Annotated in this window: 13 protein-coding genes; 11 read left to right on the top strand and 2 right to left on the bottom strand. The window is 59.4% G+C overall.

What is annotated here, in order from left to right:
• Positions 1-40: 40 nt before the first annotated feature.
• The 4 genes from OQ460_RS01545 to OQ460_RS01530 all read left to right on the top strand — a co-directional run bounded on the left by OQ460_RS01545 (position 41) and on the right by OQ460_RS01530 (position 2,096).
• On the top strand, positions 41-355 hold the full coding sequence (locus OQ460_RS01545) for a hypothetical protein (protein ID WP_410020177.1): 315 nt from the start codon (positions 41-43) through the stop codon (positions 353-355).
• A 97-nt stretch (positions 356-452) separates the two neighbouring features.
• Complete coding sequence (locus tag OQ460_RS01540; protein WP_410020176.1) at positions 453-602, top strand: hypothetical protein; 150 nt, start codon at positions 453-455, stop codon at positions 600-602.
• Positions 603-622: 20 nt separating this feature from the next.
• Positions 623-856, top strand: coding sequence for a hypothetical protein (locus OQ460_RS01535; protein WP_212799335.1), 234 nt, complete (start codon positions 623-625; stop codon positions 854-856).
• Positions 857-1,313: 457 nt separating this feature from the next.
• Entirely contained in the window at positions 1,314-2,096 is a 783-nt protein-coding gene (locus OQ460_RS01530; protein WP_410020175.1) for a PhzF family phenazine biosynthesis protein, read from the top strand.
• 80 nt (positions 2,097-2,176) lie between these two features.
• On the opposite strand, the gene OQ460_RS01525 is transcribed toward OQ460_RS01530, so the two are convergent.
• The gene (locus OQ460_RS01525; RefSeq protein WP_410020174.1) at positions 2,177-3,145 is read right to left on the bottom strand and encodes an arsenic resistance protein; all 969 of its coding nucleotides are present in this window, start codon (positions 3,143-3,145) and stop codon (positions 2,177-2,179) included.
• A 170-nt stretch (positions 3,146-3,315) separates the two neighbouring features.
• Here OQ460_RS01525 and OQ460_RS01520 point away from each other — a divergent pair, with 170 nt between their 5' ends.
• Entirely contained in the window at positions 3,316-4,236 is a 921-nt protein-coding gene (locus OQ460_RS01520; RefSeq protein ID WP_410020173.1) for an alpha/beta fold hydrolase, read from the top strand.
• Between the two features lie 70 nt (positions 4,237-4,306).
• A complete protein-coding gene (locus tag OQ460_RS01515; RefSeq protein WP_410020172.1) occupies positions 4,307-4,720 on the top strand; it encodes a hypothetical protein in 414 nt (137 codons plus the stop codon).
• A gap of 122 nt (positions 4,721-4,842) precedes the next feature.
• Here OQ460_RS01515 and gabP read toward each other — a convergent pair whose 3' ends face one another.
• Entirely contained in the window at positions 4,843-6,234 is a 1,392-nt protein-coding gene (gene gabP, locus OQ460_RS01510) for a GABA permease (protein WP_410020171.1), read from the bottom strand.
• A gap of 554 nt (positions 6,235-6,788) precedes the next feature.
• On the opposite strand from gabP, the gene OQ460_RS01505 reads away from it, so the two are divergent.
• The 5 genes from OQ460_RS01505 (at position 6,789) to OQ460_RS01485 (ending at position 11,030) form a co-directional block, all read left to right on the top strand.
• Complete coding sequence (locus OQ460_RS01505) at positions 6,789-7,562, top strand: ABC transporter ATP-binding protein (RefSeq protein WP_025859203.1); 774 nt, start codon at positions 6,789-6,791, stop codon at positions 7,560-7,562.
• A 13-nt stretch (positions 7,563-7,575) separates the two neighbouring features.
• The gene (locus OQ460_RS01500) at positions 7,576-8,328 is read left to right on the top strand and encodes an ABC transporter substrate-binding protein (RefSeq protein ID WP_410020170.1); all 753 of its coding nucleotides are present in this window, start codon (positions 7,576-7,578) and stop codon (positions 8,326-8,328) included.
• Between the two features lie 74 nt (positions 8,329-8,402).
• The gene (locus tag OQ460_RS01495; protein WP_410020169.1) at positions 8,403-9,098 is read left to right on the top strand and encodes an ABC transporter permease; all 696 of its coding nucleotides are present in this window, start codon (positions 8,403-8,405) and stop codon (positions 9,096-9,098) included.
• A gap of 38 nt (positions 9,099-9,136) precedes the next feature.
• Entirely contained in the window at positions 9,137-9,826 is a 690-nt protein-coding gene (locus tag OQ460_RS01490; protein WP_410021903.1) for an ABC transporter permease, read from the top strand.
• Entirely contained in the window at positions 9,807-11,030 is a 1,224-nt protein-coding gene (locus tag OQ460_RS01485) for a methyltransferase (protein WP_410020168.1), read from the top strand. Before OQ460_RS01490 ends, OQ460_RS01485 begins: the two co-directional genes overlap by 20 nt.
• Positions 11,031-11,274 lie beyond the last annotated feature (244 nt).

Below are 11,274 nucleotides of genomic sequence, written 5' to 3'. Positions count from 1 at the left end.
TCATGGGCACATGAAAAATCAATAAGCAGGGAGCAAGTACATGATTTGGCTGGAAATTGAAAATCCTGACGGTAAAAAAATACCTAAATGGATGAGGACTCTTGGCATATCTGCCGAACGGGCGATTTTCGTGCCCGCCGCCATTGGCGGAAACGAGCTGAACGTTTCACTTTGTACTGCGTATGACGGCACCGCTATGGTCACGTATCGCAATCACGTTTTCGTCCCCTCGGCCTGGCTCTCGAAAGAGTTCCCAGACGCCCGTGAGCTCTGCGAAGTTATGGAGAATTGGGCGGCGGCTCAGATTGCCGCAGGTCTTTTGGATGATCTGGACGCCACCCCACCAAATCGCTAATAGGAGATATGGAATGTCGAACATCACGGTATCTGCACCGCTTGTGAATGGCGATCTATGGGACCCATATGATGATGGGGTACCGTGTGATGCACTCGTGGAATTGTTCTGTGGTGACGATCTGCGTCCGCCGCCCACCAGTGTGGTGATCAAAGTCACTACCGACTCGGGCAACGTGGTGGAGGTATGGATTCCAAACTCAGGCAGTGGCAAGGCCAGCGTGCGGATCGACGGAAAGGCAGTGTAATTTCGCCTGTTGGAGCCTCCATGACCAAGATCGTCACGCAAGTAACTGTTCGACTGCCCCGATTAATGGAGGTTGGTGAGTATCGAAAACTGAGGTACGCGGGGACAAAGCCGAGCCTGCAACTGCTCAAGAAGTGGATCGAGGAAGGTGAGATCATTGGAGAGATCACCGGCGGGATGTACTTCGTGGATCTGCAGGCCGCAGTGATGGGCTCAAACGACCCTCTCTTAGCCAAAATGCTCTCGCTTGACTGACTATCGCGGGGTGAGATTATTTTTTGGGGGCATATTTGGGGGCATCCCTGACAATCAAACCGAGCGTATTCAGCTGAATCAAGCTCAATTAGGCCTGGTTCGATTCCGTCTCTGGCACCACTAATACCGAGAAACCCCAAGGAACATGTGTCCTTGGGGTTTTTTATTGCCTGCGATTTGATGCTCGCCGGAGCATGCCTGAACCAAGGTGCCTGGGCAGTGGAGTTTCGTTTTCGCCTGATTTTGGACTGAGGGTCTCTTTCTGCCCCAATGGAAACCCAACCCGCGTTGCGCCATTGCACTTGCAAATCCAGCACGACCTTTAGGGTACGAACGGTTCAGACCACAAAGCCCCCATGGCTCCCGCCCTGTATGAGAGAAAATACTCTGATCTGTAACTATCGCGGCATCGGCAGCGCACGGCATGCTTTGGCGAGCATGCCCAAGGAGAAGTGTGATGCCCATCGAGTTTCATCAAGTCGACGCGTTCAGCGACAAGCCTTTTGGCGGTAACCCGGCGATTGTCTACCGGCTCGATTCCTGGCTACCCGATACGCTGATGCAAAGCATCGCCGCCGAGCACAATCTGGCAGAGACGGCGTTTTTGGTCCGCGAGGACCAGGGCTGGCATATCCGCTGGTTCACCCCGACCACCGAAGTCCCTTTGTGCGGCCATGCAACGCTGGCCAGCGCCTATGTGCTGTTTGATATCTACAAGGAAACGGCTTCGCGCATCGATTTCATCAGCCGCTCAGGCCCTCTGAGCGTCAGCCGTGAGGACGGCCTGTTATGGCTGGACTTCCCGACCGACACGCCCTCGCCCATTGATGACAGTGCGCAGATCACCCAAGCGCTTGGCGTCGAAGCATTGCAAGTTCTGGGGACCGATAAATTACTGGTGGTGCTGGAGTCCGAGCAGGCGGTGCGCGCCTGTCGGCCCGATATGGCGGCGCTGGCAAAATTGCCTTGGCTGGGCGCTATCGTCACCGCCCGAGGTACTCGGCATGATTTTGTTTCCCGATACTTCGCACCCGCCATCGGAATTGATGAAGACCCGGTAACCGGCGCGGCGCATTGCTGTTTGATACCGTATTGGGCGCAAGGTCTGGAAAAGACGCACTTGACGGCTTATCAATGCTCGCAACGCGGTGGGGAACTGTTGTGCCGACTGGAAGGTGATCGCGTGAAAATCGGGGGCCATGCAACGTTGGTAGCCAGCGGCCAATTGCGCCTGGCGTGAGCCGTGGCGATGATTAATCGTTGAGCCTGTCAGGCTGCCCCCCCCGCCTGACAACGCCTGAACCAGAGCCTGCATTCGCTTTATCGACGATGTGCGGGCCAGATCAGCGTCGGTATCAAGCGAATGTAGATCAGTTCCCCCACCAGTTCGACCAGGGTCTGGGTGATAACGGCAGCCGCCGCCAGGCCCCGGATATCTTCGGGTAGCGCCAGCGCCAACGGCAAGACCACCAGCGAGTTACGGGTCGACGCACTGAACGTAACCGCTCGCGCGGCAGTGGTTGGCAACTTGAACAACCGCGCGGCCAGCGCGCCCACCAGCGGCGCCAGCAGCAGGAAGCCGACATACACCACAATCGCCGGCGCCAGCAGGTTGATGTCACCCATCACCGAAGTGATTTGCGAGCCAATCACCACCAGCAATACCAACGCCATGGCCGGAACGGGCAACCAGGCCCAGGCGTCATTCCATCGACTGAGGACGGTTGACCGGCGCGAGAGGGTTGTTGTCAGCACCGCCAGGATCATCGGAGCGACAATCAGCCACATAAAGGCCTCGACAAAAGGCCCGACCGAAACCACCACGCCCGAGGGCGCCCCCAGCATCAACCCCAGGTAGACCGGCAACAGCACCAATTGCAGCAATAACAGAACCGGCGTCGCCGCCAGCATCAACCGCGAATCGCCCTTGCCGATGTGGGTGAACACCACGACGTAGTCGATACAGGGCGTCAGCAACACCAGTAAGGCGCCCACCAGAATGGCCGGGTGGTCCACCAGCCCGCGCGTCAGCGCCCATACCAACAGCGGAATCAGAACGAAATTGGCCAGCAGCAACGCCGCCATGAAACGCCGGTTGCGCAAGCCCTGGCGCAACGCCAGAAACGGGATTTGCAGGAACATCGCGTACATCAGCACCGCGATGGCCGGCGTGACCAGCAGTTGCAGGCCTTGAGATACCGATGGCGCCAGCAGACCAAGGGCAACAGCCAGCACAACGGTGGCGAAATACACCGGGATCTGGTTTTGTTCGAGGGCATCGCGGGTCATGGGGCGTCTCGGCAAGAGCGGAAGACGCCAAGCCTAAGCACCTCTGACGCCCCGGTCGAGTATCGAAAAATCCCTGCGCCTTCAGGCGCCGAATTTGTTAGCGTCAACCTCCAATAAAACTGCGCATGGGCCACCCCAACCCCAATGAAAGCGCAAGGACGAGGCCAGTCATGAACCTGCCCACCCGATCTCACCCCGAGACATTCAGCGAGCTCGCCGCCGACGGCTACCTCATCGGCGGTTTCAGCTGGCGTCATATCCGCACCGACATCGAGCGCCCAGTAGTGATCATCAACGCCGCGACCTCGGTACGCTGCCGCCACTATTCGCGCTTTGCCGACTATCTGTTTGCCAATGGCCTGGACGTCATCACTTACGATTACCGCGGCATCGGCGAATCACGCCGTGGCTCGCTGCGGGGCTTCAAGGCTTCATGGTCGGATTGGGGCGTGCTGGACTTCGAGGCGATGCTGCAGCGGGTACAGCGGGAATTCCCCGGACAACCGATTGACGTGGTCGGCCACAGCTATGGCGGTTGCGCGGCCGGGCTCGGGGCTTCGGGCGCGGCCATCCGGCGCCTGGTGACAGTGGGCGCGCAGTTTGCTTACTGGCGCGACTATGAAGCAAGCGAGCGCTGGCGGATGTTTGGCAAGTGGCACGTGGTGATGCCCCTGATAACAGCAGCTTTGGGCTACTTCCCGGGCAAGCGCCTTGGCTGGCTGGAAGATACGCCGGCTGGCGTGGTGCGAGACTGGTCTACGCCGACGCCAAAATACGAAACACGCCCCAGTGGACGAAACCTGGGCCAACAGCCCTTCGCTCATGTGAAGGCACAACTGTTGGCAATCAGCATCACCGATGACCCGTTTGGCACGGTAGCCGCTATTGAGCGCCTGCTGAACTATTTCGCGGCCAGCGAACGCACGCATCTACGGATCGCGCCTGCGGATATCGGCGAAACTGCGGTCGGGCATTTCGCGTTCTTTCGCAGCCAGTATCAGGATAGATTGTGGCCGATTGCACTGAAGTGGTTGCAGCATGGCGAATTGGCACAACAGACGCCGGGCCACCGTGTAGCCGGATACACCTAGAAACCCTTGGGATTTTCCCGGACCTGCGTTTCAATACGCCACCCAGATCCTGAACCAAGGACGTGAGCCCATGGCCTCGCCGAACAAACAGCAAAAACGTGCCCACAGGGCAAAGGCCAAGGCCAAGCAGAACCGCACCCAGCGAGCCGTTGCACCCAAGCAGGATGCATTTTCCGGCGACGACAATCGCATTGATCTTGAGTCGGTGGACTTGACCGAACTGTTTGTAGAAATGCGCACCGCTGGCGAAACCAGCCAACAGGCGCTGTGCGCAGCGTTCCTGGCCCACCCGCTGCTGGCGTTGGTGCTGGAACAGGAAGGCGAAGAAGAGGCGACCGACTTTATCCTCGCGGCGCTGATCGAATATCGCCAATGGTCCACGGACTCCGACGACGAAGCGGCGGCGCTGGCGTGGGTCGAGTCGCCGCAGTTCCAGGCAGACTACCTGGCGGCCTCCCGGATGCTGACCAACGCCGGGCAATAACACAAAACACATGTGGGGGCTTGCTCGCGATTGCGGCGCAACAGTGTCAGGTTTGTTGGCTGACACACCGCTATCGCGATTGCGAACAAGCCCGGCCACAGGGCACAGAGCCTTTCAGCACATCAGGTGAATACCGCAGCACCCAGCTTGCGGGCCTTGCGTCGTCTCGCCACCAGCAACCCCGCCACAACCACCAGCAAACTCAGGGCACCGGTGGATAGGATCTCCACCCGGTGTGCTTGCTGGAACGCCATGATGGTCAGCGTACCGACAATAAATACGATGACCGCGTAGGTCAGTCCCGGGAACAGCCACATCCTGAAGGCAATCTTTTCACCCGCCGCCATGCGCTTCTGGCGCATCCGCAATTGTGAAACCGCGATCACCAGATACACCAGCAACGCAATGGCACCAGAGCTGGCCAGCAGGAACTCGAACACCGCCGCGGGCGCCACGTAGTTGGCGAACACCGCCAGGAATGCCGCTCCCGTCGACAAAATCACCGCCCAGTAAGGCGTACCGCTCTTGTTGGTGCGCTTGGACACCGCTGGCGCATCGCCGCGGCGACCCAGGGAGAACAACATGCGCGACGCGGTGTACAGCGCCGAGTTGAGGCAACTGGTCACGGCCACCAGTACCACCAAGTCGACGATCAACTTGGCATTCGGGATACCCATGCGTTCCAGTACGGTCTGGTAGGAACCTACCGCAGCCAGCATCGGATCATTCCACGGCACCAGCGCGACAACGATGAAGATCGACACCAGGTAGAACAAGCCGATCCGCCAGATCACCGAGTTGGTGGCCTTGGTGATTTGCTGGCCAGGGTTCTTCGATTCTGCGGCGGCGATGGTCACGATCTCGGTCCCCATGAACGAGAACATGGTGGTCAGGATCGCCGCCAGTACCGCGCCCATGCCGTTGGGCAAAAAGCCCTGGGTGTCGAACAGGTGCGATACGCCGCTGACCTGGCTGTTTGGCAAGAAGCCGAAAATAGCCAGGAGGCCGAGGATCACGAAGCCAATGATTGCCACGACCTTGATCAGGGCGAACCAGAACTCGAACTCACCATAGTTCTTGACGCTGAACAGGTTGGTCGCAGTCAGCAGCAAGGTAATGATCAAGGTAAATGCCCAGATCGCCACATCGGGAAACCAGGCATGGAGGATCGTCGCGGCGGCGTTGGCCTCCAGCGGAATCACCAAAACCCAGAACCACCAGTACAGCCAGCCAATGGTGAAGCCGGCCCAATGACCGATCGCCCGGTCAGCGTAAGTGGAGAAGGATCCGGTGTCCGGCGAGGCCACGGCCATCTCTGCCAGCATGCGCATCACCAACACCACCAGCGTCCCGGCAGCGGCATACGCCAACAGTACCGCCGGGCCTGCTGCTGCAATGGCGTGACCAGAGCCGACAAACAGACCGGCGCCGATTACACCGGCAATCGAAAGCATCGTGACATGCCGCGGCTTGAGCCCCTGTTCGAGGTCATTGGAGCTTTGCGTACTACTCATTGACACACCTTTGCGAGGATTTGCGAATACGGTCCACCCACCCCGGAGTCTCTATCGTGAAAAGAAACCAACGGGGTGTTCTTTATTTTTTACGCAATAATTACGCCAAAATGTAACAAACTCAAGGTTGACGCGGGCTGCAGCCAAGCTCAGCAGCCAATGCAAGTCATTGAGATTAATGGCGAATCGCCAGAACGTTACCTGCCTACTCATTTCCATAACGAACAGACGCACCAAAAACACACACAAAAAGTGCGTGCCGCTCCATCTGGTGACTGATAAGGACCGTTTACCTGTTTAACCCTTCCAACACCCGGCCAAAGCTGGCAACATCGCGCCTTTTTTTACGCGACTGCCACGGGTTCAACGGTTAAAACGGCTGTTCGGTTGTTGATGGCGCGACACGCTACTGTGCCGATGCGACAACCTGCCACATACCGTCTGTTTAACGTCCGCGGCGCTGTTGGCTGTCATCCGGACGCTATGCTAGCTTGGCGCCTCGCCAGGAAGGCAGCCCAACAGCAGGAACGCACTGAACACAATGAGGACCGCACATGGCCGAGGCCACGCCCGCGCTTGAAATCCGCAACTTGCATAAACGCTATGGTGAGCTGGAGGTGCTTAAAGGTATCTCGCTGACCGCTCGCGACGGCGATGTGATCTCGATCCTGGGTTCCTCCGGTTCCGGCAAGTCCACGTTCCTGCGCTGCATCAACCTGCTGGAGAACCCTCATCAGGGCCAGATCCTGGTGGCCGGCGAAGAACTCAAGCTCAAAGCCGCGAAAAACGGCGAACTGATGGCCGCCGACGGCAAGCAGATCAACCGCCTGCGCAGCGAAATCGGTTTTGTGTTCCAAAACTTCAACCTGTGGCCGCACATGAGCATCCTCGACAACATCATCGAGGCTCCACGCCGCGTGCTCGGCCAAAGCAAGGCTGAAGCCATCGAAGTGGCCGAAGCACTGCTGGCCAAGGTCGGCATCGGTGACAAGCGCCACGCCTACCCTGCGCAACTGTCCGGTGGCCAGCAGCAACGCGCCGCAATCGCCCGCACCCTGGCGATGCAGCCAAAAGTCATTTTGTTCGATGAGCCCACCTCGGCGCTTGACCCGGAAATGGTTCAGGAAGTACTTAATGTAATCCGCGCGCTGGCCGAAGAAGGCCGCACCATGCTGTTGGTCACCCACGAGATGGGCTTTGCCCGCCAAGTGTCCAGCGAAGTGGTGTTCCTCCACCAGGGGCTGGTCGAAGAGCAAGGATCGCCACAGCAGGTATTTGAAAACCCGCTTTCGGCGCGCTGCAAACAATTCATGTCCAGCAACCGCTAACGGAGCAACATGCATGCAGAACTATAAAAAATTCCTCCTGGCCGCCGCCGTGAGCATGGCTTTCAGCGCCACGGCCATGGCCGAAACCTTGAAGATGGGGATCGAGGCGGCTTACCCGCCCTTCAACAATAAAGACGCCAGCGGCAACGTTGTCGGCTTCGACAAAGACATCGGCGACGCCTTGTGCGCCAAGATGAAAGTCGAGAAGTGCGAAGTGTATGTCTCGGACTGGGACGGCATCATCCCGGCCCTGAACGCCAAGAAGTTCGACTTCCTGGTGTCGTCGCTGTCGATCACTGACGAGCGCAAGCAGGCCGTCGACTTCACCGACCCGTACTACTCCAACAAGCTGCAGTTCATCGCGCCCAAAGCCACCAAGGACTTCAAGACCGACGCCGACTACCTCAAAGGCAAGACTATCGGTGCACAACGCGCGACATTGGCCGGTACCTATCTGGAAGACAACCTGCCAGAGACCACCTCCACGCTCTACGACACCCAGGAAAACGCCTACCTCGACCTGACTTCCGGCCGCCTGGACGGGATCCTCGCCGATAAGTATGTGCAGTACGAATGGCTCAAGAGCAAAGACGGTTCCGCCTATGAATTCAAGGGCGATCCGGTTGTAGAAAGCGACAAGATCGGCATCGCCGTGCGCAAGGGCGACCCGCTGCGCGAGCGCCTGAACAAGGCACTGGCTGAAATCAAGGCCGATGGCACCTACAAGAAAATCAACGACAAGTACTTCCCTTTCAGCATCGAATGATCCTGACTGGCCTGCCCGGCGCGCTCGCTTGAGCGCGCCGGCTCTTCGCAAGCCTTGCGCGATATGACTAAACCATGAATTTCGATCTCTACGGATTCGGCCCCGCACTCGCTGCCGGCGCGCTGATGACCGTCAAACTCGCTCTCGCGGCACTGTGCCTGGGACTGGTGCTCGGCCTTGCCGGCGCCTTGGCCAAGACGTCCCCATACAAGCTGCTGCAGTGGCTTGGCGGCACCTATTCGACCCTGGTTCGCGGAATTCCGGAACTGCTGTGGGTCCTGCTGATCTACTTCGGCACGGTCAACATGATGCGGGCCCTCGGTGAGTGGTTCGGCAACCCCGACCTGTCTCTGAGCGCCTTCGCCGCCGGGGTTATCGCCCTGGGTCTGTGCTTTGGCGCCTACGCCACCGAAGTGTTCCGTGGCGCGATCCTGGCGATCCCCAAGGGCCACCGCGAAGCGGGCATCGCGCTGGGCCTGTCGAAGGTTCGTATCTTCACGCGCCTGATCATGCCGCAGATGTGGCGAATCGCCCTGCCGGGCCTGGGCAACCTGTTCATGATCCTGATGAAGGACACTGCCCTGGTCTCGGTGATCGGCCTGGAAGAGATCATGCGCCACGCCCAGATCGGCGTGACCGTGACCAAGCAGCCGTTCACCTTCTTCATGGTCGCGGCCTTCATGTACCTGGGCCTTACCGTCCTGGCCATGACCGGCATGTACTTCCTGGAAAAACGTGCCGCTCGCGGCTTTGCGAGGAGCACCCAATGAACGGCGACTACAGCTGGCTGGCGCATTTCGACCTGGGCCTGAACTGGGCCGTGATCATCAAGTGGCTGCCGAAACTGGCCCAGGGCGCCACCCTGACCCTGGAACTGGTAGCCATCGCGGTGATCGCCGGTCTGCTGCTGGCAATTCCCCTGGGCATCGCTCGCTCTTCGCGCCTGTGGTACGTACGCACGCTGCCCTACTGCTACATCTTCTTCTTTCGCGGTACACCGCTGCTGGTGCAGCTGTTTCTGGTCTATTACGGCCTGGCGCAGTTCGATGCCGTGCGCCAAAGCGCCCTGTGGCCGTACCTGCGGGACCCGTTCTGGTGCGCCACCGCCACCATGACCCTGCACACCGCCGCCTACATCGCCGAGATCCTGCGCGGCGCGATCCAGGCCATCCCGCCCGGTGAAATCGAAGCTGCACGGGCCCTGGGCATGTCCAAGCCCAAAACCATGTTCTACATCACCCTGCCCCGCGCCGCACGCATCGGCCTGCCGGCCTACAGCAACGAAGTGATCCTGATGCTCAAGGCCAGCGCCCTGGCCAGTACCGTGACCTTGCTTGAACTGACCGGCATGGCCCGCACCATCATTGCCCGTACCTACTTGCCAGTGGAGATCTTCTTCGCCGCCGGCATGTTCTATTTGCTGATGGCCTACTTGCTGGTACGCGGCTTCAAGCTGCTGGAGCGCTGGTTACGGGTCGATGCCTGCCAGGGACGCTGACCCCCGGTTGACGGGCGCGCAACTGCTCGCCCGCTTCCAGGCGCTGGATGCGTTTCTCATCAAGCACGAGGGGTTGTGGCGACCACGGCCCTTCACCCAGCGGCACTTGCCCTGGGAATCCCTGCATCCCGAGCTGGCCCAGTGGCTGCGCCAGCGTTCGCTGATGGATGCCGAAAACAGCCACAACCGCCCTCACGAACTCCAGGCACCGGCACCGTTTGCACAGTGGGCCGCCCAGTCCGTGGCGCTCAGTGCTGTGGATAAGTTACCGAGCGTTGCGCTTCATCCGGCACCTGCGCGACTGAATGTCGATGTACCCGGCCGCAAATGGCAACAGATCGAAGCGTTCGGCGCGGCCCTGCCGTTTACCGACAGCACCCGTCACTGGCTCGACTGGTGCGCCGGAAAAGGCCACCTCGGGCGCCGGCTGCTGCAACCCGGACAACGACTGACCTGCCTGGAATACGATCCCGCGCTGGTCAAGGCCGGCCGGACCCTCAGCGAGCATCATCGGCTACCGGCCGACCACTGCCAGCAAGACGTGATGGCCGATGATGCGGGGCAGCGACTCACCAGCGAACACACACCCGTCGCCCTTCACGCTTGTGGCGACCTGCATGTCCGCCTGTTGCAACTGGCCAGCGCTGCAGGCTGCCAACAGCTGGCCGTCGCACCTTGTTGCTATAACCGCATCAGCGCCAAGCAGTACCAACCTCTGTCAGCCGCCGCCAGTAGCTCGAGGCTACGCCTGTCGGTGGAGGACCTTGGTCTGCCATTGAGCGAAACCGTCACCGCCGGCGCCCGCGTACGCCAGCAGCGCGACACCTCGATGGCCCGACGCCTGGGGTTTGATCTACTGCAACGGCAACTGCGCCAGAGTGATGACTACCTGCCAACGCCTTCACTGCCCAGCGATTGGCTGAACAAACCGTTCGCCGAGTACTGTCGGGAATTGGCGGCGCTAAAAGGGTTGATCACAGGCGAACACGATTGGGCGGCCCTGGAGCAGCAAGGTTGGCAACGCCTGGCACAAGTACGAAACCTGGAATTGGTCCGCGGCCTGTTCCGGCGTCCGCTGGAACTGTGGCTGGTACTGGACCGGGCATTGTTTCTTGAGCAAAACGGCTACACCGTACAAGTCGGCCGCTTCTGTGAAACTGCGCTCACGCCACGTAACCTGATGATGGTCGCAAAGCGCGATTAAGGGGCAAAACCGTCGGCCCGCGCCCTGTGGATAACTCTGTTGATGAAATTCTATCGGAGCCTGTAGAACCAAGCGCTACAGCCGGAATTGCCGACTGGTCATTTTTTGTTCACAAAATAAAATGCACGCAAAACAGGCAGTTGCAGCGCGTTGAGAACAGCTTCACAAAATAGCGGTTACGGCTTATGTCTAACTGCTCAATTGTGCATAAGCCTTCGCGCATAACAATATATGCGTGCCGCAC

This window comes from Pseudomonas imrae (assembly GCF_046352735.2).
Lineage (GTDB): Bacteria > Pseudomonadota > Gammaproteobacteria > Pseudomonadales > Pseudomonadaceae > Aquipseudomonas > Aquipseudomonas imrae.
The sequence above is the reverse complement of the archived record's forward strand: the minus strand, read 5'-3'. Positions and strand labels throughout refer to the sequence as shown.